The organism is Mesorhizobium sp. KR9-304 (assembly GCF_040049215.1).
In the GTDB taxonomy this organism is placed as follows: domain Bacteria; phylum Pseudomonadota; class Alphaproteobacteria; order Rhizobiales; family Rhizobiaceae; genus Mesorhizobium_K.
The window spans coordinates 1,328,310-1,352,435 of record NZ_JBDZDN010000001.1; the positions used below are offsets into that span (position 1 = coordinate 1,328,310).

The 24,126-nt window shown below is 64.3% G+C and carries 23 protein-coding genes; 5 read left to right on the forward strand and 18 right to left on the reverse strand.

Going from position 1 to position 24,126, the window contains the following annotated elements; translation table 11 throughout:
* Positions 1-31: 31 nt before the first annotated feature.
* The 9 genes from ABLE71_RS06325 to ABLE71_RS06365 all read right to left on the reverse strand — a co-directional run bounded on the left by ABLE71_RS06325 (position 32) and on the right by ABLE71_RS06365 (position 8,843).
* Entirely contained in the window at positions 32-739 is a 708-nt protein-coding gene (locus ABLE71_RS06325) for an ABC transporter ATP-binding protein (protein WP_348782501.1), read from the reverse strand.
* Positions 732-1,475, reverse strand: coding sequence for an ABC transporter ATP-binding protein (locus ABLE71_RS06330; RefSeq protein WP_348782502.1), 744 nt, complete (start codon positions 1,473-1,475; stop codon positions 732-734). The genes ABLE71_RS06325 and ABLE71_RS06330 overlap by 8 nt, the downstream gene beginning before the upstream one ends.
* Positions 1,472-2,437, reverse strand: a complete 966-nt coding sequence (locus tag ABLE71_RS06335) for a branched-chain amino acid ABC transporter permease (protein WP_348782503.1) — start codon at positions 2,435-2,437, stop codon at positions 1,472-1,474. The genes ABLE71_RS06330 and ABLE71_RS06335 overlap by 4 nt, the downstream gene beginning before the upstream one ends.
* On the reverse strand, positions 2,434-3,315 hold the full coding sequence (locus ABLE71_RS06340; RefSeq protein ID WP_348782504.1) for a branched-chain amino acid ABC transporter permease: 882 nt from the start codon (positions 3,313-3,315) through the stop codon (positions 2,434-2,436). The genes ABLE71_RS06335 and ABLE71_RS06340 overlap by 4 nt, the downstream gene beginning before the upstream one ends.
* Positions 3,316-3,611: 296 nt before the next feature.
* Positions 3,612-3,785 (reverse strand): hypothetical protein, encoded by a 174-nt coding sequence (locus ABLE71_RS06345; protein ID WP_348782505.1) that lies wholly within the window; start codon positions 3,783-3,785, stop codon positions 3,612-3,614.
* A gap of 11 nt (positions 3,786-3,796) precedes the next feature.
* Positions 3,797-5,101 carry an ABC transporter substrate-binding protein gene (locus tag ABLE71_RS06350; RefSeq protein ID WP_348782506.1) on the reverse strand — a complete coding sequence of 435 codons (1,305 nt, stop codon included), beginning with the start codon at positions 5,099-5,101 and terminating at the stop codon, positions 3,797-3,799.
* 140 nt (positions 5,102-5,241) lie between these two features.
* The gene (locus tag ABLE71_RS06355; RefSeq protein WP_348782507.1) at positions 5,242-6,690 is read right to left on the reverse strand and encodes a hypothetical protein; all 1,449 of its coding nucleotides are present in this window, start codon (positions 6,688-6,690) and stop codon (positions 5,242-5,244) included.
* A 15-nt stretch (positions 6,691-6,705) separates the two neighbouring features.
* Positions 6,706-8,010 carry a nicotinate phosphoribosyltransferase gene (gene pncB, locus ABLE71_RS06360; protein ID WP_348782508.1) on the reverse strand — a complete coding sequence of 435 codons (1,305 nt, stop codon included), beginning with the start codon at positions 8,008-8,010 and terminating at the stop codon, positions 6,706-6,708.
* A gap of 158 nt (positions 8,011-8,168) precedes the next feature.
* Positions 8,169-8,843: an XRE family transcriptional regulator gene (locus tag ABLE71_RS06365; protein ID WP_348783674.1), complete on the reverse strand. Its 675-nt coding sequence runs from the start codon at positions 8,841-8,843 to the stop codon at positions 8,169-8,171.
* A gap of 313 nt (positions 8,844-9,156) precedes the next feature.
* Between ABLE71_RS06365 and ABLE71_RS06370 the strand changes: the two genes are divergently transcribed.
* On the forward strand, positions 9,157-10,500 hold the full coding sequence (locus ABLE71_RS06370) for an NAD(P)/FAD-dependent oxidoreductase (RefSeq protein WP_348782509.1): 1,344 nt from the start codon (positions 9,157-9,159) through the stop codon (positions 10,498-10,500).
* Positions 10,501-10,507: 7 nt separating this feature from the next.
* Here the strand turns inward: ABLE71_RS06370 and ABLE71_RS06375 are convergent, their stop codons facing one another.
* From ABLE71_RS06375 to ABLE71_RS06395, 5 genes are all read right to left on the reverse strand, one after another.
* Entirely contained in the window at positions 10,508-10,876 is a 369-nt protein-coding gene (locus tag ABLE71_RS06375; protein ID WP_348782510.1) for an SgcJ/EcaC family oxidoreductase, read from the reverse strand.
* A gap of 68 nt (positions 10,877-10,944) precedes the next feature.
* Entirely contained in the window at positions 10,945-12,927 is a 1,983-nt protein-coding gene (locus ABLE71_RS06380; protein WP_348782511.1) for an ABC transporter permease subunit, read from the reverse strand.
* A complete protein-coding gene (locus tag ABLE71_RS06385) occupies positions 12,924-14,009 on the reverse strand; it encodes a glycine betaine/L-proline ABC transporter ATP-binding protein (protein WP_348782512.1) in 1,086 nt (361 codons plus the stop codon). The genes ABLE71_RS06380 and ABLE71_RS06385 overlap by 4 nt, the downstream gene beginning before the upstream one ends.
* A gap of 79 nt (positions 14,010-14,088) precedes the next feature.
* Positions 14,089-15,051 carry an ABC transporter substrate-binding protein gene (locus ABLE71_RS06390; protein ID WP_348782513.1) on the reverse strand — a complete coding sequence of 321 codons (963 nt, stop codon included), beginning with the start codon at positions 15,049-15,051 and terminating at the stop codon, positions 14,089-14,091.
* A 186-nt stretch (positions 15,052-15,237) separates the two neighbouring features.
* Complete coding sequence (locus tag ABLE71_RS06395; protein ID WP_348782514.1) at positions 15,238-16,779, reverse strand: bifunctional diguanylate cyclase/phosphodiesterase; 1,542 nt, start codon at positions 16,777-16,779, stop codon at positions 15,238-15,240.
* 226 nt (positions 16,780-17,005) lie between these two features.
* Between ABLE71_RS06395 and ABLE71_RS06400 the strand changes: the two genes are divergently transcribed.
* The 3 genes from ABLE71_RS06400 to ABLE71_RS06410 all read left to right on the forward strand — a co-directional run bounded on the left by ABLE71_RS06400 (position 17,006) and on the right by ABLE71_RS06410 (position 18,812).
* Entirely contained in the window at positions 17,006-17,923 is a 918-nt protein-coding gene (locus tag ABLE71_RS06400) for a D-alanyl-D-alanine carboxypeptidase family protein (RefSeq protein ID WP_348782515.1), read from the forward strand.
* 61 nt (positions 17,924-17,984) lie between these two features.
* Positions 17,985-18,401, forward strand: a complete 417-nt coding sequence (locus tag ABLE71_RS06405) for a DoxX family protein (RefSeq protein WP_348782516.1) — start codon at positions 17,985-17,987, stop codon at positions 18,399-18,401.
* 141 nt (positions 18,402-18,542) lie between these two features.
* Complete coding sequence (locus ABLE71_RS06410; protein ID WP_348782517.1) at positions 18,543-18,812, forward strand: DUF982 domain-containing protein; 270 nt, start codon at positions 18,543-18,545, stop codon at positions 18,810-18,812.
* Positions 18,813-19,042: 230 nt separating this feature from the next.
* Here ABLE71_RS06410 and ABLE71_RS06415 read toward each other — a convergent pair whose 3' ends face one another.
* From ABLE71_RS06415 to ABLE71_RS06425, 3 genes are all read right to left on the reverse strand, one after another.
* Positions 19,043-20,146, reverse strand: a complete 1,104-nt coding sequence (locus ABLE71_RS06415) for an ionic transporter (protein ID WP_348782518.1) — start codon at positions 20,144-20,146, stop codon at positions 19,043-19,045.
* A 73-nt stretch (positions 20,147-20,219) separates the two neighbouring features.
* Entirely contained in the window at positions 20,220-20,813 is a 594-nt protein-coding gene (locus ABLE71_RS06420; RefSeq protein WP_348782519.1) for a DedA family protein, read from the reverse strand.
* Between the two features lie 295 nt (positions 20,814-21,108).
* Entirely contained in the window at positions 21,109-22,026 is a 918-nt protein-coding gene (locus ABLE71_RS06425; protein ID WP_348782520.1) for an SMP-30/gluconolactonase/LRE family protein, read from the reverse strand.
* Between the two features lie 169 nt (positions 22,027-22,195).
* Here ABLE71_RS06425 and ABLE71_RS06430 point away from each other — a divergent pair, with 169 nt between their 5' ends.
* Positions 22,196-22,942: an SDR family oxidoreductase gene (locus tag ABLE71_RS06430; RefSeq protein WP_348782521.1), complete on the forward strand. Its 747-nt coding sequence runs from the start codon at positions 22,196-22,198 to the stop codon at positions 22,940-22,942.
* A gap of 40 nt (positions 22,943-22,982) precedes the next feature.
* Here the strand turns inward: ABLE71_RS06430 and mepA are convergent, their stop codons facing one another.
* Entirely contained in the window at positions 22,983-24,065 is a 1,083-nt protein-coding gene (gene mepA / locus ABLE71_RS06435; RefSeq protein ID WP_348782522.1) for a penicillin-insensitive murein endopeptidase, read from the reverse strand.
* Positions 24,066-24,126: the final 61 nt, after the last annotated feature.

Here is a 24,126-nt window from a genome sequence, read left to right on the forward strand (position 1 = left end):
ATCAAGACCATAGTCGCTCCTTGCTGCACGGCTAGCTCACGCCGACATAGCGCTTCACCAGCTCCTGATCGTCGCGCAGGCGGTCGACCTCCACCGTTTCGCGCACCCGCCCGTTCTCGATGAAGGAGACGCGGTCTGCGACCGGCAGAACGGCGTCGACGCGCTGCTCGACCAGGATCGTCGAGACGCCGCGCGCGCGCAGCTTCGCCACCGTCTCGCGGATCTTGGCGATCATCGACGGCATCAGCCCTTCGGTCGGCTCGTCGAGCAGCAGCACCCGCGGCTCAAGGCACAAAGCGCGCGCCATGGCCAGCATCTGCTGCTCGCCGCCCGACAGAGTGCCCGACTGCTGTCTCAGCCGCTCGCGCAGAATGGGGAAGAGGTCGAGCACCGCCTCGCGCGCGTCGCGGCTTCGCTTGCGTGCGTAGAGCCCGATCTCGATGTTTTCCGCCACCGTCATCTCGGCAAACAGGCGTCGCCCCTGCGGCACATAGGCGACCCCGGCCCTGGGCACTTCGTGCGGCGGCAGGCCGGTCAGTTCAACATCGCCGAGCCGGATCGAACCGGTGCGCGAAGGCACCAGGCCCATGATGGCCTTCAGCAATGTCGTCTTGCCGGCGCCGTTGCGCCCGAGCAGGCAATGTACCTCGCCCTCTCTCAACGAGAGATCGAGCCCGTAAAGTATCTGCGTCTCTCCATAGAAGCAGTCGAGCTTGGCGATGGTCAGCGCGTCAGCCATCGGCTTCTGCCTCCTCGGGCGTACCCAGATAGGCATGCTGGACATGAGAGTTGGCGCGGATTTGTTCGGGCGTTCCTTCGGCCAGGATTTTCCCTAAATTCATCACCGTAATGCGGTCGGCGAGTTGCATCACGACCGGCATGTTGTGCTCGATCAGCAGCACCGTCGCGTCGCGCGCGATCTCGCGCACCAGCGCGATGAAATTGTCGATCTCTCCGTCGGAAAGCCCCTGCGTCGGTTCGTCGAGGATGAGGAGCCTCGGCTTCAAAGCGAGCCCCATCGCCACTTCGAGCAGCCGCTGGTGGCCGTAGGAAAGCGTTCCGGCGATGGCGTTCTCGCGGCCGGCGAGCCCGACGCGTTCCAGCGCCGACATCACGCCCGCATGCACGCCGCCGTGTCCCCTGCCATCGGTCAGCGTCCGCTGCACGGGCAGAGCAACGTTGTCGTAGGCGGTCAGATTGGCGAAGACGCTGGTGATCTGGAAGGTGTAGGCGATACCCAGCCTGGCGCGCCGGTGCGGCGGCATGTCGGTGATGTCGCTGCCGTCGAAGACGATTCTGCCGGAGGAGGGTTCGACGCGGCCGCAGACGAGGCTGGCGAAAGTGGTCTTGCCGGCCCCGTTGGGGCCGATGATGGCGCGGATCTCGCCGGGCATGACGGCGAAGTCGACGCCGTCCACCGCCTTCAACCCGCCGTAGAAGCGGCTGAGCCCGCGCGTGGTGAGAAGAGGCGTCACGGCAGCCACCTCGCCCAGCGCTCGCGGATCGTGCCTAGGATACCATTCGGAAAAAAGAGGACGAGCAGGATAAGTGCGACGCCGACGATGAGCATATAGGCCGAGGTGTAGCCGCTGGTGATATCGACGACATAGTACATGAACAGCGTACCGACCAGCGGCCCCAGCGTCGTCGCCGCCCCGCCGAGCAGCACCCAGAGCAGTGGCAGGATGGAATACTGCACCGAGGCGAGCGTCGAGCCTACATAGCCGAACAGAATGACATAGGCTGCACCGGCCGCCGCGCAGATAGCGCCCGAGGCCACCATGGCTGCGAGCTTGTTGGCGAAGGTGTCGTAGCCGAGCATCTTGGTACGCTCCTCGTTCTCGCGGATGGCGACCAGCACGCGGCCGAAGGACGAGCGGACAATGGCGAGCGCGACGATGAGCACGATGGCGAAGAGCCCGAGCGCCGCCATGTAGCGCACCGTCGGATCGGTGAGGTCGAGCCGCGTGCCGCCAAGCGTGATGGCGCGCGCCTGCTGCTGGACGACGAGGCCCTCGTCGCCGCGCGTCCAGGCGCTGAAATAATAGACCAGCAGATAGGCGACCTGGGCGAACATCATGGTGACGATCATGAAGGCGACGCCCTTGGTGCGCAGCGCCAGCGCGCCGATGGCGAGCGCCAGCACCGCGCCGGCGACAAGCCCCGCCAGGAAGGCGGCCGGCACGCCCCAACCGAGGTGAAACATGGTCAGCCCCGCCCCGTAGAGGCCGGCGGCGAAGAACATGGCGTGGCCGAGGCTGAGCAGCCCGGCGTAGCCGAACAGCAGATTGTAGCCCATCGCAAAGACGGTGAGCACCAGCACGCGGGCCAGCACGCCGTGATGGTAGTCGGGCAACACGAAATTCAGCCCGAACAGCAACGCGATGACGGCGGCATGCAGGGCGATAACCTTTCCGGAATCGCTGCCCTCCGTCATCGCGATATTGTCCCGAACAGGCCTTGCGGGCGGAACACCAGCACCATCGCCACCGCCAGCGTCGCGATGATCTTCGCCAGCGTCGGCGAGAAGAATACCGAGATGACGCCGTCCGACACGCCGATCAGGAGTGCCGCTACCACCGTGCCGCGCAGGCTGCCCAGCCCGCCGATGATGACGACGATGAAGGAGAGCAGCAGCGGGTCGCGGCCCATCAGATAATGCGCCTGGCTGATCGGCACGATCAGCACCGCGGCAACAGCGGCAAGCATCGCGCCGGCGGCGAAGACGCCGGCATAGACGCGTCCCACGGGAATACCGAAGGCCTGCGCCGTCTCGCTGTCATATTGCGTCGCGCGCATCACCATGCCGACCTTGGTGCGGGTGAGCACCAGCCATGTGGCAAGCAGAAGCAGGACCGAGGCTGCGATCACGAAAAGCTTGTAGCCGGAATAGCCGAACCAGGGCAGCAGGATGCGGTAGGAGAACGGCGCCTCGACCGGCCGCGCCTCCGGCCCGTAGAGGCTGAGCGCCGCCTGCTGGATGATGTAGAGCAGGCCGATCGTGGCGACGATCGTCGCTTCCGGATTGTAGTTCAGCCGCTCGAGCACCAGCCGCTCGGCGATCAGCGCAATGGCGCCGACGATCAGCGGCGAGACGATCAGCGCGGCGAAGAAGCCGACCGCCGGATGGCCGCCGAAAGCCGAGGCGATCGCCCAGGCGAGCACCGCGCCCAGCATGAAGAACTCACCATGCGCGACATTGACCACGCGCATCACGCCGAAAACGAGCGACAGCCCGAGCGCCATCAGCGCCAGCACGGCCGAGGTGACCAGGCCTTCCAGGGTGGCCAGAAGGAGGTGAGGTCCGAAGGCCATTCAGAGACGCCTCTAGCCTGCTTGCGAGGAGGTTGGGTAGGGATGAATGGAAATGAGGCAAGCGCCTACGCTCGGCGAAATTACCCCCTCACCGCCTCGCTCCGCTCGCCACCTCTCCCCCACTTTGTGGGGGCGAGGAACCCAAGCTCTGAAGAGTCGCGACGCTGGGGATTGGCGTTTCCTCTCCCCCGGGCAGGGGGAGAGGTGGATCGGTTCGAAGGACCGAGACGGTGAGGGGGCGCTGCTCATATGCAATCATCCAGCCACAAGGACTGGGGCACAAGAACCCGTAGCCTTCACGCAGGCCTCCTCCGGCCCTGGCGTTCCAACTCGGTAAACAGCGCATCCATCTCGGCCTCGACCTCTTCGTGACGGTGCACGCGGCCGGCAGCGATATCCGCCCGCGCCTGATCCACCTTGCGCTGAAGAAACGCGAGGTACTCGGGGTCGTGGGTTACGGCCTTGTTCACAGGCTGACGGCTCACAGCGGCTGGGTCGTGTAATCGCCTTCCGGCTCGTAGATGCCGTCCTCGATCTTGGTCTTGTGCACCACGTTCAGCTTGCCGCCCTCCACCTTGGAGATGTTCTGGATGCCAAAACACTGGTGGATCTTGCCGTTGAAGGTCTTCGGTCCCTGCGGATGCTCCGGCCCTTCGGCGAACTCGGTCAGAGCCTCGGTCGCCTCGACGAGCTTGGCGCGATCCTCCGGACCCTTGTAGCCGGCATCCTCCATCGCCTTCTTGATGACGTAAAGCGTCTCCCAGCATCCGAACATGTGCGCCGCAGTCGAGATATCCTTGGGATCGTCCACCGATGCGCCGTTGTCGTCGATACCCACGGCCGCGCGATAGGACTTCTGCGCATCGCTGTCGTCAGGCTGCGCATAGCGCGGCGAGCCCTCCCAAAAATGGCTGCCTTCGAGGAATTCGAGGCCCGGGCTGTTGATGTCGACCGCCTCGAGGCTGTCGATGAAGCCGAAGAGCTGCGGCCGGTTCGAGCCGTAGAATTCGCCGAGCTCCTTGACGAAGGTCAGCACCGCCGGCCCCACCATCACGTGATAGATCACTTCGGTGTCGGCGGGGATCTGCGGAAAGTATTTGGTGAACGAGCTTTCCGTCGGCGGGATGGCGATCTGCGCGATCACGTCGGCTCCTTGCGCTTTCAGCGCCGGCGGCAGGTAGTCGCGATGGTCGTAGCCGAAGGCGAAATCCGGGAATATCTGGCAGACCTTCTTGCCGGCATTGGCCGCGATCCAGGGCGCCATCGCCTGGATCTGGCTCTTCACGTCGGTGATGCCCGGCTGGAAGACATAGCGGTTGAGCTTGGTCGAGGCGACATGGTGGCCTTCCGAGACGACGAAGTAGGGCAGCTTCATCTCGCCTGCCACGGGGGCGGAGCCGATGACGACATGGCTGAACAGAGTTCCATAGGCGACGTCGACCTTGTGCTGGGTGGCGAACTTGCCGACGATCTCGGCGCCGCGGCCCGGATCGGTGCCGTCGTCCTCGACGATGATTTCGACCGGCCGGCCGGTGATGCCTCCGGCGTCGTTGATCGCCTTGATCGCGGCGTTCGTCGTCTTCTCGTACCAGCGGCCGTAGGCGGCGCCGATGCCGGTGCGGTGCGCCTGGAAGCCGATCTTGATCGGCGCCGAACTCTGCGCCTGCGCATAGCGCACGTAACCTGGCGCGAGACCGATCGCAGCGCCCGCGCCGAGCCCTTTCAGCGCGCCGCGGCGGGAAATCGTCTTGCGGAAAATTGAGCTGGAATCGCTGGTGTCGGTCATGCGGGTTCCCCTGGTTTTTTGTTGTCCGTCGGCTATGGAAAACCGCCGTGCGCCTAGCCCTCGGCGGCGGCGAAAAATCGCTTGTGCAAAAACTAAATCACCAAACCCGAAAGCTGGCAACAGCAATGCTGCGTCGCATCCTAAGCGGCGGTAGGCGTCGACAGCAACCAGAGGCCGAACACGGTGTAGGCGATCATCAACAGCGTCAGTGGAAGCTGGCTGAGCGACGCCGCGCGCACCGTGCCGTGCAACCGGGACGCCAGGCTGTGTGCGGCAAGCACCGCGATCGCATGTCCGGCGACGATCGCCGCCGCCTGCGCGTTCCAGATGACCCGGGCCGCGCTCGATCCCGCCGCTATCCCAGCGCTGACCGGCATATGCGCCGTACCGAACAGGTTCCAGCCGAGCGAGAACGGATCGGATAGGGCCACCAGCGCGTATTGGCCGTTGACCAGCAGCGCGATGAGATAGTGCGAGAAATGATAGGCCAGCGCGATCGGCACGATCGACCAGACCAAGGTGCCGGCGGCCGTGAAAAAGCTTTGCCGGCTTCCAGCCAGGCGCTCGCCGGCAAGAACGCAGGAAAGAAATACAACGGCCATCAGCAAGCAGGCTGCCGCGAGGCCGAGGCTGTTCACGCCGACCAGCGCGGTCCGGCCCGGATATTCGAGCGGGTTCAGCCCGTTGAGCCCGAACCAGAAAAAGGTTTTCGACAGCCCGTCGAACGAAACCGAGGCGAGCGCGATGAGCAGGAACAGCGTCCCGCCGAAGGGAAGCGCCGGCGTGGCCGCGAGTTTGGCGCCCGGCAGGCACAAGGAGAAAGTGCTGCGACCGCTTTCGGCTGGCTTCCTTTCCACCATGCCGAACCGTGCGACCATCCCGAAAAAGACGGACAGGAACTCGCCGCGCTCGCTCCATGCGTCATGACCGAAGGCGAGCATCATGGCGAAGCCGAAGAGCCAGTATATGCCTGCCGCCCAGGCAAGCCGCTCGGGATCGTCGGGCGCCGGATAGATCAGCTCGAACCATGCGAAAGCAACCAGCAGCGCGACCGCCGGCCACATGCCCAGCCATTGCGGCAATCGCAGCGGCGGCGGATCGGATCTCGGTCTCCCCAGAAGCGCCGATACGATCCGACATGGGCCGTACCAGGGGTCGATCCAATGCCAGAGGTTCCCGGCCACGCCCTGCACCAGCGTCAATCCGACCCAGACGAGCGTCCAGACAGTCAAAGGCAGCGGATTGGACAGGGGATCGCGGCTGCCGAAGAACCCGGCTGCGACCAGCGTTGCCAAGACCGCGAATGAGGCGAGGCTCGCCGACAGCCGCAGCCCCTCGCCCAGTGTGCCGATCCCCAGCCGCAGGGCGGACACCCGATCCAGCGCGTCCTGCCTGACGAAGAGCAACACCACGAAACTCGCCGTAACCGCCAGCGCCCCGCCGACGAGGTAGTGCCCGGTCGGCAGGAGCAGCACATGACCGCGGTCGGAAGCATGGGCGAGGGCTGAACCAGGAATGAACGCTGCGCCGCCGACGAACCAGGCGAGCGCCGAATAGCGGGGCGTTAAAGCGCTCGGACGGCCCGTCATCGCCCGAACGTTCCCTCACACCTTCACGAGTTGCTCGACCCGGTCGACCTCCCCGAACACCCGCAGATAGCGGGCGATCTCGCGCCGGTCGCCGGTCGCCTTGGCGGGGTTGTCGGAGAGCTTGACCGCGGGCCGTCCATTCGCCTCGGTCACCTTGCAGACCAGCGAGATGGCGTTCAGCCCCGTCGTCTCTTCCGGCGCGCAGTCCTCGAAATCGTTGGTGAGGTTGGTGCCCCAGCCGAACGACATGCGCACCTTGCCCTTGAAGTGGTTGTAGGTTTCCACGATCGTGTCGACCTCCAGCCCGTCGGAGAAGATCAGCAGCTTCTTCTTCGGGTCGACCCCCTTCTCGCGCCACCAGGCGAGAATTTTTTCGCCGCCCTCGATCGGCGGCGCGCTGTCGGGACGAAAGCCGGTCCAGCCGGCGACCCAGTCTGGCGCGTCGCGCAGGAACGCCGCCGTGCCAAAGGAGTCCGGCAGCACGATCAGGAGGTTGCCGCCGTAGTAGCGCTGCCAGTCCTGCAGCACCCTGTAGGGCGCGGCTTTCAGCTCTGCCTCGGTCTTGGCGAGCGCTGCCAGCACCATCGGCAATTCATGCGCGTTTGTGCCCAGCGCCTCGAGGTCGGTGTCCATGGCGAGCAGCACGTTGGACGTGCCGGTAAACGCCTCGCCGATGCCTTCCTTCAGCGCCTCGACGCACCAGCGCTGCCACAGGAACGAATGCCGCCGACGCGTACCGAAGTCCGAAATCCTGATGCCCGGCAGGGCGCGCAGCCGCTCGGTCTTGGCCCACATCTTGGCCTTGGCGCGCGCATAGAGAACGTCGAGCCCGAACGGGCCGAAACTCTTCATCGCCGAGCGCGAGCGCAGTTCGTTGATGATGGCGAGCGCGGGGATTTCCCACAGCGTCGTGTACATCCACGGCCCCGGGAACGTGAGTTCGTACTGCCCGTCGCGCTTGCTCAGTTCGTATTCGGGCAGCCGGAAATTCTCCAGCCAGGCCAGGAACTCCGGCTCGAAGATCTGCTTGCGGCCGTAGAAGGTGTTGCCGCCCAGCCAGATCATCTCCTTCTTGGTGAAGCGCAGCGTGCGCGCATGGTCGAGCTGCTCGCGCAGTTCCTGTTCGTCGATCTCGTCGGCGAGCCTGACCGAGGTTGTGCGGTTGATCAGCGAGAAGGTGGCCTCGACCTTGGGATACATGCCCCAGATCATCTGCAGCATCAAAAGCTTGTAGAAGTCCGTATCGAGCAGGCTGCGCACGATCGGATCGAGCTTCCAGGTGTGGTTGTACACCCTCTGCGCGATATCGGTTCTCGTCATCGGCGGCTTCCCTCTTGCCGGACGCTGCCTGCGGCAGCCGATCGCCTATAGCATCGATTTTTCAGTCGCGCGCGCCCGTTGCCGCGCTGGTCCGACGGAAACAACGGCTTGCACCGCACGATAGCCGCGCCCGCAGGAACGAGGAGGAGCGTCGGCGCTCAATCCCCCTGGCTGCTCTGCGGATAAGAGATGATCGACAGGTACCTTATCGGCAGTTTCGTCAGTTCCTCGGGCCCGTGCGGGGCGTCGGCGTCGAAGAACAGGCTGTCTCCGGGCAGCATGCGGAAAAGATGCGAGCCGTGCCGGTAGACCACCTCGCCTTCCAGCATGTAGATGAATTCCATGCCTTCGTGCTGGAAGGTGGGGAACACGTCTGAATCCGCCGAGAGCGTGATGAGATAGGGCTCGACCACCACCCCGGACGTGTTGGCGCCGACATGGCCGAGCAGATTGTACTGGTGGCCGGCGCGGGTGCCGCGCCGTTCGATCTCCATCCCCTCGCCGGCCTTGACGAAGACCACGGCCCGCTCCTCCTCGAAGCGGCGGAAGAAGGCGGTCACCGGCACGCCGAGCGCGTGGGAAAGCGCCTGCAGCGTGGTCAGCGAAGGCGAGGTGATGCCGTTCTCGATCTTCGACAGCATGCCTAGCGACAGGCTGGTCGCCTGGGCGAGATCGGCCACCGTGATGCCTAACTTCTTCCTGAAGGCGCGCACCTCGCGGCCGATTGCCACCTCCAGCACCTTCTCCTTGGTGTCGCGCACCGCATGCGGGTTCTGAGTCAGTGGCGGGCGGATGGCGTGGATCTCGGCGACCGCCTGCTTGAACGGTTTCACCGCGTCCGTGGCGGCCGTCTTCGCCCGTACGCCCCGGGGCTTTTCCTTGCCGTGCGCCTTTGCCAAATCCGCCGCCTTTCGAGGTCGCCTCAGTTGGGGGAAATTTCACCGGAGTGAAGATTGCCTAAGCCAGATACACTCCCGGGAAACGTTGCTCAAGCCATCCGCGACGCGCCGGCGGGCCTTCGGGTTGCATTGCCGCGGTTTCGCGCGTTGGCCTGCATTGACAGGTCTACAGGAGAAATTATTGTCCTCACAGTGAAATTTGTTTCCAATAAATAACCATCCAAGGGGAGCGTCCGGAATGTCGGGAATGAAAAAACGTGTCGCCGTCATCGGAGCCGGCCCGTCGGGCCTCGCCCAGCTCAGGGCGTTCGCGTCGGCCGAAGCCAAGGGCGCCGACATCCCCGAGATCGTCTGCTTCGAAAAACAGGCCGACTGGGGCGGGTTGTGGAACTATACCTGGCGCACCGGCCTCGACGAGCATGGTGACCCCGTGCACGGCTCGATGTACCGCTATCTCTGGTCGAACGGCCCCAAGGAATGCCTGGAGTTCGCCGACTACACCTTCGAGGAGCATTTCGGCCGCCCGATCGGCTCCTACCCGCCGCGCGCCGTCCTGTGGGATTACATCAAGGGCCGCGTCGAAAAGTCCGGCGTCCGCAAATGGGTTCGCTTCAACTCACCGGTGCGCATGGTCACCTGGTCGGACGAGACGAAAAAATTCACCGTCACCGCGCATGACCGCACCAACGACCACACCTACTCGGAAGAGTTCGATTTCGTCGTGGTCGCATCCGGCCATTTTTCGGTGCCGAACGTTCCCTATTTCGAAGGTTTCGAGACATTCCAGGGCCGCGTGCTGCACAGCCACGATTTTCGCGACGCCACCGAGTTCAAGGGCAAGAACGTGCTGGTCGTCGGCCGCTCCTACTCGGCGGAGGACATCGGCTCGCAGTGCTACAAATACGGCGCCAAGTCGATCACGGTCAGCTACCGCTCCGCGCCGATGGCCTTCAACTTCCCTGACGGCTGGGAACAAAAGCCATTGCTCCAGAAGGTCGTCGGCAAGACGGCGCACTTCAAGGACGGCACCACCAAGGAGATCGACGCGATCATCCTGTGCACCGGCTACCTGCACTCCTTCCCGTTCCTGACAGACGACCTGAAGCTCAAGACCAACAACCGGATGTGGCCGCTGGGCATCTACAAGGGCGTGGTCTGGGAGAAGAACCCTGCGCTGTTCTACATCGGCATGCAGGACCAGTTCTACACCTTCAACATGTTCGACGCGCAGGCCTGGTACGCGCGCGACGTCATCCTCGGCCGGATCAAGCTGCCTTCGGCGGCCGAAATGGCGGCCGACAGCGCGAAATGGCGCGCCCGCGAGGAGACGCTTGCGGACGCCGAACAGATGATCTGGTTCCAGGGCGACTACACCAAGGAGCTGATCGCGGCGACCGACTATCCGTCCTTCAACATCGAGGAGACCAACAAGACCTTCATGGAGTGGGAGCACCACAAGATGGAGAACATCATGGGCTTCCGCGACAACGCCTACCGCTCGCTGATGACCGGCACCATGGCACCGAAGCACCACACCAAATGGATGGAGGCGATGGACGATTCGCTGGAGAGCTATCTGCAGACGAAGTGAGGCTCGCTCACTTCCCAAACCTTGGCGAGCCATGGTGCTGGGCGATGCGCCAGTTGCCGTCCTTCTTCACCAGCACCCAGGTCATGCGGTAGGGGCTGGGCTTGTCGCCGTCGGCGAAGTCGACATGGCCGCCGGTGACCACCACGTCCGGCGCGACCTCGCGCACTTCAGGCATCTTGTATGATTTGACGCGCATGGTCGGCGGGCGTCCGCCGAAATAGCCTCGGATCGTCTCGCGGCCCTTCTGCAACTCGTCGACCGAGCCGAACAGGATCGCGTCCTCGGTGTAGAGCTTCATGTGGCGGTCGAGATCGTGGGCGTTGAAGGCCGCGATCCACTCGGCGAGCAAAGCGTCAACGGTCGGCGTTGCGGTCATGTCAATTCCTCCCTGCAATCTCCGGGAGTTGGTTACCACGCTCCGGCGCGGCGCTCCACTTCGAAGGGTCAGCCCAGCCTGGCCCTTGCCTTCGCGCTCCACGCATTGAACAGCCGATCGGCGATAATGCCTATGAAGGCGATGGCAAGACCGGCGACGATGCCGCGACCGGAATCGGCCTTGGACAGCGCGATGAACACTTCCTGCCCAAGGTCGCGCGTGCCGATCATCGCGCAAATGATGATCATGGCGAGCGCCATCAGGATCGTCTGGTTGATGCCGAGCATGATCTCCGGCAGCGCCAGCGGCAGTTGCACCTTCCAGAACATCTGCCGTTTGGTGCAGCCCGACACCACCGCCGCCTCGATCAGCGCCGGCGGCACCTGCCTGATGCCGTGATTGGTGTAGCGGATCGCCGGGACCACGGCGAAGGCAACAGTCGCGATCATGGCGGTGACGTCGCCGACGCGGAACAGCATCACCACCGGGATGATGAAACAGAAGGACGGCAGCACCTGCAGCGTGTCGATAACAGGCGTGATGATCTTCTCGAAGCGGTCGCTGCGCGAGGCCGCGAGCCCGAGCGGTATGCCGATCAGGCAGGCGACGAAAGCCGAGATGCCGCAGAGGTAGACCGTCGCCATGGTCTTTTCCCACAGCCCGGTCACCGCGCAGAATGCCGTCAGCGCGGCGATGAGGGCCGCAAGCCTGGCACCGCCGAGCTGCCAGCCGGCGAGGCCGAGCAGGAAGACCGCGCCAAGCCAGGGGAAGCCCTCGCAGAAGGCCCGCACCGGGTTGAGCACATAGAGGATAAGGAACACCCGGAAGGCCTCGATGACGTCGAAGAAATTGACCGTGATCCAGCTGACGGCTGCCTTCCAGGCCGGGGCGGTGGTAAAGGTGATCGCCTTCGGCACGTCGGCGAATATGGGAATGGCCAGACCAAGCAAGGTCGTGCCGGCAAGCAGGACGAACGCGAGCGTGAAGTTCGGATAGCGCACCCAGAAGGCGACGCCCTCCGTCAGTTCGCCATGGTACTGCGACTGCCGCCGTGCGGCCGCCTGGCTCAGCCGGTCGAGCGCGATCGCCAGCGCCACGATGGCGAGACCCGCTTCCATCGCCTCGCCGACCTTCAGCGCCCGCAGCGCCAGGAGCACGTCGTAGCCGAGGCCGCCTGCGCCAATCATCGAGGCGATGATGACCATGTTGAGCGCCAGCATGATGACCTGGTTGACGCCGACCATCAGCGTCGGCCGCGCCGAGGGCAGCAGCACCCGCCACAGTTTCTGGCGCGCCGTGCAGCCGGCCATCTCGCTGAATTCGCCGATCTCGGTCGGCACGCGCGACAGGCCGAGCATGGTGGCCCGCACCATCGGCGGCGTGGCGAAGATCGCGGTGGCGATCATCGCCGAGACCGGACTGTTTCCGAACAGGAGCAGCATCGGGATGAGATAGGCGAAGGTCGGGATCGTCTGCATCAGGTCCAGCGCCGGCAAAACGACGAGCTTCTCGGCCCAGGGCCGCTTCCACGCCCATATGCCGACCAGGAGGCCGGTAACGATGCAAAAGGGAACGGCAATGGCGATCAGCCCGAGCGTCAGCATGGCGCTGGTCCATTTGCCGAACAGCGCGATGTAGAGGAAGAGCCCGCCCGACAGCAGGCCGAGGCGCGTGCCGCCGAAGGCTCGGCCCGCAAGGAAGGCCGCGGCGCAGATGCCGACCCAGGAAAGGCGCGGCAGGGTGAACGCCTCGGCGCCGCTGCCGATCTTGAAATTCTTGGCGAAGAGATCGAGCGCGAAATCGAGCGGCACGCCGAGGATCGCGGTGATCGAGCGCGTCAGCCAGCTCAGGTTGAGCTTGAGCCATCTCATGATCGCGCTCACCCAGTCGGCGACCGGCACCACGGCGTCGGCCGGATAGTTCACCGCCCAGGGCACGGAACCGCGGGCGAGGAATACGACGAAGACAATCGCCAGCGCGGCTGCCCAAATAGCCAGCCAGGCCTGGATCGGACGCGGCCTGACAGAACCGCTGGCGGCGGCGATCGTCACGTAGGCGCGCCGCCGCGGTCGATGCCGGCGAGCAGGGCGATCACCGCGTCCGGCGTCACCTCGCCGATCGGCTTGCCGGTCCCGTTGACGACGGCGAATGGCTTCCTGGCCGCGATGATCTGCGCCGAGAAACTCGACACCCGCGCGTCGGGCGCCACCGTGCCGCCGTGCTGCCCCTTGCCCGCTGGCCGCATCAGGCTCTTTGCCGAGATGACCTTGGCGCGCTGCACGTCGCGGGTGAATTCGGCGACATAGTCGGTCGCCGGGCTGACCACCAGCTCCTCCGGCGTGCCGACCTGGATGACCTCGCCATCCTTCATGATGGCGATGCGGTCGGCAAGTCGGATCGCCTCGTCGAAATCATGGGTGATGAAGACGATCGTCTTGTGCAGCACTGCCTGCAGCCGCATCAATTCATCCTGCATCTCGCGGCGGATCAGCGGGTCGAGCGCCGAGAACGGCTCGTCGAGGAACCATATTTCCGGCTTGGTGGCCAGGCTGCGCGCGATGCCGACGCGCTGCTGCTGGCCACCCGACAGCTCGCGCGGATAAAAGTGCTCGCGTCCGCGCAGACCGACGAGTTCGATCACCTCGCGGGCGCGGATTTCCCGGGCCTGCCGGCTCACTCCCTGGATGGACAGCGGGAAGGCGATGTTTTCCAGAACGTTGAGATGCGGCAGCAGGGCGAAATTCTGGAACACCATGCCCATGCGGTGGCGGCGCAGCTCGATGAGTTCGGCGGCGGAGATCGACAGCAGGTCCTTGCCCTCGAACTCGACCTTTCCGAAGGTCGGCTCGATCAGCCTCGACATGCAGCGCACCAGCGTCGACTTGCCGGAACCCGACAGGCCCATGATGATGAATATCTCGCCCTGACGGATTTCAAGATCGACGGCGCGCACCGCGCCGACCAGCCCGGCCTCGACAAGCTCTGCCGATGTCGCCCTGCCATGATGTTCACGGATGAATTTTTCGGCGCCGGCGCCGAACAGCTTCCAGACGTTGCGGCAGGCAAGCTTGATGGGGCGTGAATCCACGGTCTTGCCGGCGACGGCAGGGTTGTCCTGCGAAGCTATCTTCATGCTCTGCCTTCTAAAGCCCTAGAAAATCCAGCGGCCCCGATCGTTGCCCGAGCGGGGCCGCTTGTCCATTCCGGAACGACTATTGCGCCCAGGCTTTCCAGGTCGCTTCGTTCTCCGCGATCCAGGCAGCGGCAACGTCTTCCGGCGTCTTGCCGTCCAGGTCGACCTGGCCGCTCAGCCCGTTCAGCACGTCGGTCGAGATCGTATAGTTCTTAGCCACCTTGTAGGCGACCGGCCATTTGTCCTTCATGCCGCCCCAGACATATTTGAAGATTTCGCCGGTCGGCTTGCCGCAGTCATACTGCGCAGATGTGTTGGAGCCCCATGCCGGGTCTTCGTAGCATTCCTTGGTATAGGCCGGGAACTCGACCCACTCGCCCTTGTATTTGGCGGGCGCCCAGTGCGGCGAATAGATCCAGAGCATGATCGGCGCCTGACGCTGGTAGGCGGAGTCCAGCTCCGCGAACATCGCGGCGTCGGTGCCTGCATGGATGACCGTGAAGGGCAGTCCGAGCGAGACGGCGCGCTCGTCGTCGAAACCTTCCCAAGTCACAGGCCCGCCGAGATAGCGGCCGTTCGGCGCGGTCTCGGGCGTCGAGAATGCCTCGGCGCATTTCGGGTCCTTCAGCGCTTCCCAGTTGGGAAGGCCGGGGCATTTCTCCTTCATGTATTCGGGATACCACCATTCTTCCTTGGCCTGCGGGCCGAGCGGGCCGAGATTCTCGGTCTGTCCGGTTGCGTCGGACGCAGCCATCGCCTCGCCTGCGGTGGTCGCCCAGAATTCCATGCCGACCGTCAGATCGCCATTGGTGAGGCCGGTGGTCAGGCTCGAAAGATAGTCGGCGGTCGGGTATTCGACCGTATAGCCGAGCTTCTCGAGAATGCCGCCCATGATCTTGGCGTTGAGATTAACGCTGGTCCAGTCGAACAGCGCGATCTTGATCGGGTCGCTCGATTCAGGCGCCTGCGCGTAGGCGGCCGGCGCCCACATGCTGGCGGCTGCCACGGCGGCAGCGCCTATTCCTAGAAACTTGACGTTCATGCTGTGCTCCCATTGTACGAACTCGTGCCCAAATTCCCCTCGCGCGCCTTGACGGCGCGTCGCTCGCGGCGGACCCGCGTTTTTCATGTTATGAAAATTTATATACCAACGTTCAGGCTGCGCAATGGCAGAACTGTGCAATGCAGCAAGTTTGGCTGGACCGCGTGCGAAGCCTACTTGGCAAGACTAGTGCAGACGGTTCGTGCCGGAAGCACCCGCGACCCGCAGCTTGCCATTCTCCACCTTGAGCGGAGCCGGCCGTCCGAAGAGAAATCCCTGGAATACGTCGCAGCCGGCGGCACGCAGCAGGGTCGCCTGGCTTTCCGTCTCGACGCCTTCCGCGATGGCGTGGACGCCGAGCGCCCGCGACAGGCCGACGATCGTGGAGACCACGGCGCCGGAATTCTGATCCGTATCGAGGCGGCTCACGAAGGACCGATCGATCTTCAGCTTGTGGAAGGAGAAGTCGACCAGGTAGCTCAGGTTGGAGTAGCCGGTGCCGAAATCGTCGACGGCGACCGAGATACCCATCGCCGTCAGCTCCTTCAGGATCGCCGCGGCGCGATCGCGGTCCTGCATCATCGCCGTTTCGGTCAATTCCAGCTCCAGCCGCCGCGGACTGATGCCGGTTTCGCGGATCACGTCGCCGACCATGCCCACGAAATCCTTGGTCATGAACTGGACGGCCGATATGTTCACCGCCACCAGGCAGTTGTCGGGCAAATGCCGGGCGTCGCTGCAGGCCTTGCGCAGCACCCACTCGCCGATCGGCCCGATCATGCCGGTCTCCTCGGCGACCGGGATGAACTCCAGCGGCGGGATCATGCCGCGTTCGGGATGTTTCCAGCGGATCAGAGCCTCATAGCCGACGGTCCTGCCCTTCAGCAGATCGATCTGCGGCTGGTAGTGGAGATCGAAGTCGCCGCGCTCGAAGGCGGTGTGAAGCTCGGCCTCGATCCACTGCCGGTAGTCGGCGACCTTGCCGATTTCGGGATGAAACACCGACCAGTTGCCGATGCCGCCGGCACGTGCGTTCTGCAGGGCAAGGTTCGACCGCCGGAGCAGCAGGATGGGATCGACGCCGTCCTTTGGCATGGCGACGATGCCGATCGACGCATTGACCGATTGCTGGTGGGTCATCAGGTCATAGGGCTCCATCAGTTCGGCGATGAGCCTTTCGGCGATGATGTCCATCGACATGTTGAAGTAGGCGTCGGGATACAGCACCGCGAACTCCCCCGCGCCTATGCGGCCGATCACGGCATTGTCGGGAAGGCTCGCCCTGAGCCGCTGGGCGAAAGCGCGGACCAGTTCGTCGCCCTTGTTGTAGCCGATCGATTCATTGATCTGCTTGAAGCGGCCTATGTCGATATCGATGAGGAACACCGGTTCGCCGGTCTTGATCGTGGATTGCGCCGCCTCGGCGATCTTGCCGATCATGGCGGGCCGTGACAGGAGGCCGGTCAGCTTGTCGAAATGGGTCTCGTTGACGACGTAGCTGACCGACTCGTCGACGCCGGCGAAGAATGACATGGCGGCGGCTCCGGCCGCCAGCGCGCAAAGCCCTGCGAGAATGCCTCCGACCACCTCCGCGGGCATCCCGGCAACGCCGTCGCCGAAGCCGAACTGCAGGCCCCACAGCCCCAATATGAAGCTGCCAAGCCCGGAGCTGGCGATCGTGATCAGCCGGAACACCGGGCTGCGGTTGGGATTGCTGACTGCCGGCATGCATAGATTCCCGATTCTGCAGGAATTTCTAATACAAGTGCCCTTAAAATCGGTTTCCGCCAAAGGCTTGCATTTTAGCGACCCCGGAAAGTGTTGAAATTCCGGGAATGAGGGGTGATTTGACGTAGGCGGCGCTTTGCCCATGGCTGTTGCAGAAAGGGAATGGCAACGGCCCGCGCCATAGGCTAATCCGATGCATCCAACGATGTCGTCATCAGGCAACACCATGCACGACGCAAATGTCATGACCGCCCGGGACTTGGGCGCGGGGCATCGCCTGCTCCGCGGCGCGCTGGCCATGTTGGCCGTACTGGCGCTCGTTGCCGGCTGCGCCACGACCGCCGAGACGATCCAGCCGGTAACGCCGCCCGGCCCGCCAACGAAATATTCAGCGCTGGTGATCGACGCGGCGAATGGAGAGACGCTCTACCAGTCCAACGCCACGGCCGCGCGCTATCCGGCTTCCCTGACCAAGATGATGACGCTCTATCTGCTCTTCGAAGCCCTCGACCAGGGGCGCGTATCGAAGACGACGGAGCTACCCGTGTCGGCCTTCGCGGCGCGACAGCCGCCGTCGAAGATCGGCCTCAAACCTGGCCAGTCGATCGACGTCGAGCACGCCATCCTGGCGCTGGCCGTGAAATCCGGCAATGACTGCGCGGTGGCGGTTGCCGAATATCTCGGTGGCTCGGAAGAACAGTTCGCCCAGCAGATGACGGCGCGCGCGCGCCAGCTCGGCATGACGGGTACCGTGTTCCGCAACGCGTCCGGCCTGCCCGATCCCGAGCAGAGAACCACCGCGCGCGACATGGCCGTCCTCGGCATGGCGCTCAGATCGCGGTTCCCGCAGCATTTCCACTATTTTTCCGAACGCGAGTTCACCTTCCGCGGCAGGCTGGTGCGCGGTCACAACGACATGATCGGCCGCGTCGAAGGTGTGGACGGCATCAAGACCGGCTACATCAAGGCGTCGGGCTACAATGTCGTCACCTCAGTCAGCCGGGGCTCGCGGCGGCTGATCGTCGTCGTGATGGGAGCCGATAGTGCTCGCGCGAGAAACGCCCATGTCGAGGTGCTGATCGAGAAATATATGCGCAAGCCGGAGCCGGATGGGCTGTTGAGTTCGCTCTCCCTGTTCGACTGAGCCAATCACCGCCAGGGCATCAACGGCCAGACGGAGAGCTTTCAAACAGAGGGAGCAATCGATGTCCGAGAAACTGTCCGCCTACCAGCCGCAAGCCCTGGCGCTCCTGCGCATCGTCTCCGGTCTGCTTTTCGTCCATTCCGGCCTGGTGCTCGTATTCGATATACCGGCATCAATATATCCGCCGCCTCCGCCGGAAACGGCGACAACGCTCCTCATTGCCGGCGTCCTCGAACTCATCGGCGGAGCGCTGCTGCTTGCCGGTTTCCTGACGCGGCCGACAGCCTTCGTCATGTGCGGGATGATGGCGGTCGCCTATTGGGGGTACCATGTGCCGACGAGCTTCTTTCCGGCCAACAACATGGGCACCGCGGCAATCCTTTTCTGCTTCATCTTCTTTTATCTGATGTTTTCAGGCCCCGGCGCCTGGGCGGTCGACAACAGGAAGGGCGTACAGGACGAGCCAGCCGGTCCGTAGGCCTCCGCGCTGCGCGCCTGCGATCAGCGCGTTGACCACCCTGCAGGCAGCTGGAACGCATCGCGCGCATCAACACCGGAACCGGCATCGAAACGGCGCGTTTACTTCTCCACTGAAACGACTTCAGGGGAGACCCAGGTGATGGAATCGACGGCCAGCCTTGAGAAGGAAGACCGATTGCCGTTCGGCGGCACGGTCTGCGTACAGATCAACGACAGCACGAAACGCGACGTCAAATCGGTGCGGGGCGCCAGCGAGGTGTTGATCGATTGGCCTCACGCCCGCCGCGGCCCGGTCTATCAAACCACCATGGAAATGCTGCAGTCGGCGCTCGCCGGAAAGGCGACGCCGGAGCAGGCGCATGAGGCGTTCGTCGCCTTTGCCAAACACGCGGGCGTCCTGGTGACGTGAGCGTGGAAGGACTTAACATGACCGACACAAGACCCAATCGCGCCTCGGGAAGACCTGGACCGGCGCCCGAGCCATTTCCCGGACCGTCGCCAGAGCCGATGCCGCCCGAGCCGGCCCCACCACCGGGACCAATTCCCGTCCCTCCGGTTCGATAGCGGATCGCGGGCAGGAGAGCCGACGCCCAAGCCCGAGCAAGCCCGACAGCGTGCGGCATCCCGGGCCGCTCTCGGCTATGGGAAGAAAATAAGGAAGACGTAGGCGCTGAATATGACCAGGTGGACAAGCCCGGTGAGAAAGGTGGTGCGTCCCGTGCCGAAGCTGATGACGCTGATGCCAAGCCCGAGGAGGAGCAGCACTGTGTCGCCGGAGCCAAGACCGAGCGTCAGCTGCTTTCCGGTGATGAGGCTTGCGGCGGAGACCGCCGGAATGGTGAGCCCGATCGTGGCGCAGGCCGAGCCGAGCGCGATGTTCAGGCTGCGCTGCAACTCGTTGTTGAGCGAAGCGCGCACCGCGGCCAACGATTCCGGCAGCAGCACCAGCGTGGCTATGAACGCGCCGACAATCGCGTCGGCCTGTTCGACCTGAAGCGCGACCAGCGCATCCTCAACCCCCGCGGCGATGTCCTCGGCCAGCAGAACGATGCCCGCCAGGCCGACGAACAGGAAAACGACATTGGCGGATATGCCGCCGTGCACGGCGAGATCCAGCCTGCGTTGGGGGCCGATGAGTTCCTCGACGAAGTCCTCCCGGTGGACGCCCATCTGGGCGTAGGCGAAGCTTGCGTAGAGCAGCACGGAAAGCAGACTGACGAAGACCAGCTGCGCAGGCGAGAAATTGCCGTGTCCGGCGCTCAGCGTGTAGTTCGGCAGCACCAGGGTCAGCACGGCCAGCGCCGCCAGCATGGCGAGGTAGGCATTCGTCCCCTGGCGCTTGAGTTCCTGGTGCTTGTGCCGCAGGCCGCCGAAGGTCAGGCAGACGCCAACGACGCCGCCGCAGATGATCATGACGGTCGAAAACACAGATTCTCGAGCCAGCGTCGGGTTGTTCTCGCCATGAAGCATCATCGAGACGATGACGGAGACCTCGATGGTGGTGACGGCGAGCGTCAGCACCAGCGTGCCATAGGGCTCGCCGATGCGATGTGCGATTGCCTCGGCATGGTGGAGCGTGGCGAAAACGGTCGCGAAGACCAGTCCGATCGCCAGCAGTGACAGTACGATCTTGACGGGACCGGGGGCATGCTCGGCCGAGAGCGCACCGAACTGCAGGACGGCAGCCAGCGCCAAAGTGGCCGTGGGGAGCGCGTGGGCGACCGTCCGCCGATTGAAAATCATGCTTCCCCTATCATCGCTGCTGCCGGCGTCACGCTACACCGAGACCCGCACGACCGCGACGGAAAAGCAGGCGCTAGCCGCGATCGCCAACTGTTGCCGCGCGCCGGCTGAAATGACGCGAGGCGTACCAGCCGGCGAGCCCCACCACGATCCCGATAGCCAGACCGACCAGCAGACGCTGATGCCTGTGCAGCGTGTCGCCGATGATCTGCTCGGCGCCGAGGCCGAATATGTAGCCGATGCCGCCGAACAGCATCGTCCAGACAAAGGCGGAGATCGCATTGAGGACGATGAACTTCGGCGCGGCGATGCCCGACATGCCGGCCGCCACGCCGCCGACCAGCCGGAAGCCATAGACGTAGCGGTTGCCGATCACGTAGAGGGCTGGATGGCGCTGCATCAAGTCGAAGGCGCGATCGAAGCCGGGCCGCGAGCGCAGGCGCTGCACGAACGGCCGGTCGGCAAAGCGGCGGCCGCACAGGAAGAAGGCGGCGTCGCCGCCGAAGGCGCCTAGGAAGACCGCGACGAAGGCCTGCCAGGGCACGAACACGCCTTGATGCGCGAAGAAGCCGGCGAGGATCGCCGCTGTCTCGCCTTCAGCCACGCAGGCCACAAAGACGGCGATCAGGCCATACTGCTCGATGAAAGTGTGGATGGTGTCCGTCATTTGCCGACTATCGCGCGATTGGGTGGCGGATGAAACCGGCCCTGCGCCTGGATTTCCGGGCGCGGGCCGCAGCATTGTGGCTCATTTCACGGCATGGTAGGAAGTGCGTTACCCGTTTGGGCTGCCCGCTTGGGAGGACCAATGAAGAAGATCTACGTCAAGCCCGCCTTCGCAAATCGAGGCAGTATCACTGCCCTCACGGCCGTCGCTAACAATGGCGCCGGCCCTTTCTCGCCCGGGGCCAATCCGACATAACGATACGCCGACGAGCACCAAGGCGTCTGCGCTGACGGTCTCAATAGGTCTTGGCGCCGTTGACCATCAGCCGCACCATGTAGAGCGACGTCGTGCCCGCGATGTAGAGGCAGTTGCGCTTGGCGCCGCCGAAGCAGACATTGGCGACCACTTCGGGCACCTTGACCTTGCCGATCAGCGTCCCGTCCGGCGCGTAGCAATGCACGCCGTCGGCGGCGCTGGTCCATATGTTGCCCTGGTCGTCCAGCCGGAAGCCGTCGAACAGGCCCGCGGTACATTCGGCGAAGGGCTTGCCACCGGTGACCTTCTTGCCGCCGGCAGCGACCTTGAAGACGAGCATATGGGCAGGATGGTCGCTCTTGTGCGTGCGGCCCGTGTCGGCGACATAGAGCTTCGATTCGTCGAGTGAGAACGCCAGCCCATTCGGCCGCACCATGTCGGTGATGACCGCATCGACCTTGCCGGTTCCCGGATCGACGCGATAGACATGGCAGGCGCCGATCTCGCTCTCGGCCTTGTCGCCCTCGTAGTCCGTATCGATGCCGTAAGACGGGTCGGTGAACCAGATCGAGCCGTCCGACTTCACAACCGCGTCGTTGGGCGAGTTGAAGCGCTTGCCCTGCCACTTGTCGGCGATGGTGGTGATCGATCCGTCGAACTCGGTGCGGCTGACGCGCCGGCCCGAATGCTCGCAGGAGACCAGCCTGCCCTGCCGGTCGACGGTATGGCCGTTGGTGTTGCCGCAAGGCTGGCGAAAGACGCTGATATTGCCGCTCGTCTCGTCGAAGCGAAGGATGCGGTTGTTCGGAATGTCCGACCAGACGAGATAGCGCCCCGCCGCGAACCAGGCCGGACCCTCCGCCCAGCGGCAGCCCGTGTAAAGCCTGTCCACATGCGCGTTGCCGTTGAACAATCTTGCAAAACGCGGATCCAGAACCTCGTAGTCGCTTGGCGGCATATGCTCCCTCCCGATTCACTGGCCCGCCTCTCCGGGCCGGAACGATGATTACGCCACCGCCCGGCGTCCTGCAAATGCGGCGCGAGAGTATGTTCATAAGATTTGACAAGACGGGCGGCGGCCCTAAACCACACTCTGCCGAATGATCGCCAGTTCGAGGAACCCGCCCATGTATGACATTGCCGGCAAGCTCGCCGTCATCACCGGAGGCACGCGGGGTATCGGCCTCGGCATAGCGCGGCATCTCCTCGCCGCCGGCGGCAAGGTCGTGATCAACGGCCGCAACGCGACGGAAGAGGCGGGTGCACTGCAGGCGACTTACGGCGAGGACCGCGTTGCCATCGATCTCTGCGACGTCTCGGTCCAGACGGAAGCGGCCGGCCTGATCGAGCGCTCGGCCAAGCACTTCGGCAGGCTCGACATCCTCGTCCACGCAGCCGGCGGGCCGGCTCCCGGCAAGATCACCGAGCTGACGCCGGAGGCCTGGGCGAACGCTTTCGCCGTCCATGTGCATCCGGTTTTCCATCTTTTCCGCGCGGCGCATCCCTATCTGGCGAAAGAGGGCGGGGCGGTCGTGCTGGTCTCCTCCGTCGCCGGCCTGAGGGGCTGTCCCGGCACGGTCGCCTACCAGACGGTGAAGGGCGCGCTGATCCCGCTCGCCAAGGCGCTCGCCTTCGACCACGCCGTCGAAGGCATCAGGGTCAACGTGCTGGCGCCCGGCATCATCCGCACGCGTTTCCACCAGGCAATGACCGAGGCCGCCAGGGCGCACAACCTCGCCAACCGCATTCCGCTCAGGCGAGAGGGTACGGTCGACGACGTGGCGAGCGCAGCGCTGGAACTGATCCGCAACGATTTCATGACAGGCGAGATCGTCACCGTCGACGGCGGGATGTCGATGCGGATTACCGGCTAGTCCAGCGTTGTGCGGGGCACTGAGCCTCACCGCACCGGGATCATCGATCCGGACGCCACTCGGGCAGCGGGATTTTTGTGCCCTCTGCCGGCAGATATGCGCTGGCGCCGATCGCAGCGTCCGGTCGGGGCACAATTTCTCCGGCCGACTCGATGACCGACGCGATCGATGTGCCGGTATCGCCACCCTTGACGCCGCCCTTGAAGGTCGCCGCCATCTCCGACTCCGGCGCGGGAGCGGCGAGCACCATGCGGCACTCCTTGGGCAGGTTTGACAGCTTCATCAGATCGCGGGCCTTCGGCGCATCGGGATTCTTGTTGGGGCGCCACGGCTCCTCGGTAAACCACCAGGCGAGCGACTTGTCGCAGCCGTCGCCGGGCATGGTCTCGGCCTGCGCCTTGCAGCCTGTAGAGCCCGGCTGGCAGCCGATGCGGATGTGGAAATGATAGTCGTGCCCCCAGAACGGCCGCACCTTGCGCAGCCATGAACGGTCGCCCGTCGCCGTCTCGCAGAGCTTCTTTTTGATGCCCGGATGGACGAGGATGCGTTCGACCTCGGGATAGCTCGCGGCGCGCCTCAGGAGCCGCATATGCGCCGGCGTCCAGACCTTCTCGTCGACGGTGAGGCCCTTCTTCTTGATCATCGAGACGGCGCTGATGTTCTCGCGCTCGGCAGCCGTCAGCGTGCGGCTCGGCATCGGGTTCAGCCAGATGTCGGCGTCGAGCCCTATCTGGTGCGAGGCATGGCCGGTCAGCATCGGCCCACCGCGCGGCTGCGAGATGTCACCGATCATGAGACCAGGCCAGCCGTCTTTCGCCGCCGCATCGCGCGACAGTTTTTCGATCAGCGCAATCATCGTCGGATGGCCCCAGCGGCGGTTGCGCGACAGGCGCATGGCCTGCCAGGTTGGCCCATCAACGGGGATCGCGACGCCGCCGGAAAAACAGCCTTTGGAATAGAAGCCGTAGGATTTTGCCGGCATTGCTGCCGGCAGCGCCGTGTGCCCAAACAGGTTCTTGGCCAGTTCCTCAGCCCCGGCCCCGGGCGCATCGACGCCCGATACGGCGAAAACCCCGATCACGACGGCCGCCAGCTTCAGTGCGGATCCGAGGAAAATCTTCATCGGCTGTCCCAGCTCTTTCTCCGGCTCGACCTTGGAGCCCCACGGTTACCCGACCGTAAAC

What these genes read in the sequence shown, in the direction of transcription:
- ABLE71_RS06395 (WP_348782514.1), bottom strand. Translation starts at nt 16,779, where the DNA reads ATGCCGGCAGTCAGCAATCCCAACCGCAGCCCGGTGTTCCGGCTGATC.
- ABLE71_RS06400 (WP_348782515.1), top strand. Translation starts at nt 17,006, where the DNA reads ATGCACGACGCAAATGTCATGACCGCCCGGGACTTGGGCGCGGGGCAT.
- ABLE71_RS06350 (WP_348782506.1), bottom strand. Translation starts at nt 5,101, where the DNA reads ATGACCGACACCAGCGATTCCAGCTCAATTTTCCGCAAGACGATTTCC.
- ABLE71_RS06355 (WP_348782507.1), bottom strand. Translation starts at nt 6,690, where the DNA reads ATGACGGGCCGTCCGAGCGCTTTAACGCCCCGCTATTCGGCGCTCGCC.
- ABLE71_RS06410 (WP_348782517.1), top strand. Translation starts at nt 18,543, where the DNA reads ATGGAATCGACGGCCAGCCTTGAGAAGGAAGACCGATTGCCGTTCGGC.
- ABLE71_RS06405 (WP_348782516.1), top strand. Translation starts at nt 17,985, where the DNA reads ATGTCCGAGAAACTGTCCGCCTACCAGCCGCAAGCCCTGGCGCTCCTG.
- ABLE71_RS06335 (WP_348782503.1), bottom strand. Translation starts at nt 2,437, where the DNA reads ATGACGGAGGGCAGCGATTCCGGAAAGGTTATCGCCCTGCATGCCGCC.
- ABLE71_RS06340 (WP_348782504.1), bottom strand. Translation starts at nt 3,315, where the DNA reads ATGGCCTTCGGACCTCACCTCCTTCTGGCCACCCTGGAAGGCCTGGTC.
- pncB (WP_348782508.1), bottom strand. Translation starts at nt 8,010, where the DNA reads ATGACGAGAACCGATATCGCGCAGAGGGTGTACAACCACACCTGGAAG.
- ABLE71_RS06325 (WP_348782501.1), bottom strand. Translation starts at nt 739, where the DNA reads ATGGCTGACGCGCTGACCATCGCCAAGCTCGACTGCTTCTATGGAGAG.
- mepA (WP_348782522.1), bottom strand. Translation starts at nt 24,065, where the DNA reads ATGAAGATTTTCCTCGGATCCGCACTGAAGCTGGCGGCCGTCGTGATC.
- ABLE71_RS06415 (WP_348782518.1), bottom strand. Translation starts at nt 20,146, where the DNA reads ATGATTTTCAATCGGCGGACGGTCGCCCACGCGCTCCCCACGGCCACT.
- ABLE71_RS06430 (WP_348782521.1), top strand. Translation starts at nt 22,196, where the DNA reads ATGTATGACATTGCCGGCAAGCTCGCCGTCATCACCGGAGGCACGCGG.
- ABLE71_RS06425 (WP_348782520.1), bottom strand. Translation starts at nt 22,026, where the DNA reads ATGCCGCCAAGCGACTACGAGGTTCTGGATCCGCGTTTTGCAAGATTG.
- ABLE71_RS06375 (WP_348782510.1), bottom strand. Translation starts at nt 10,876, where the DNA reads ATGACCGCAACGCCGACCGTTGACGCTTTGCTCGCCGAGTGGATCGCG.
- ABLE71_RS06385 (WP_348782512.1), bottom strand. Translation starts at nt 14,009, where the DNA reads ATGAAGATAGCTTCGCAGGACAACCCTGCCGTCGCCGGCAAGACCGTG.
- ABLE71_RS06420 (WP_348782519.1), bottom strand. Translation starts at nt 20,813, where the DNA reads ATGACGGACACCATCCACACTTTCATCGAGCAGTATGGCCTGATCGCC.
- ABLE71_RS06370 (WP_348782509.1), top strand. Translation starts at nt 9,157, where the DNA reads ATGAAAAAACGTGTCGCCGTCATCGGAGCCGGCCCGTCGGGCCTCGCC.
- ABLE71_RS06390 (WP_348782513.1), bottom strand. Translation starts at nt 15,051, where the DNA reads ATGAACGTCAAGTTTCTAGGAATAGGCGCTGCCGCCGTGGCAGCCGCC.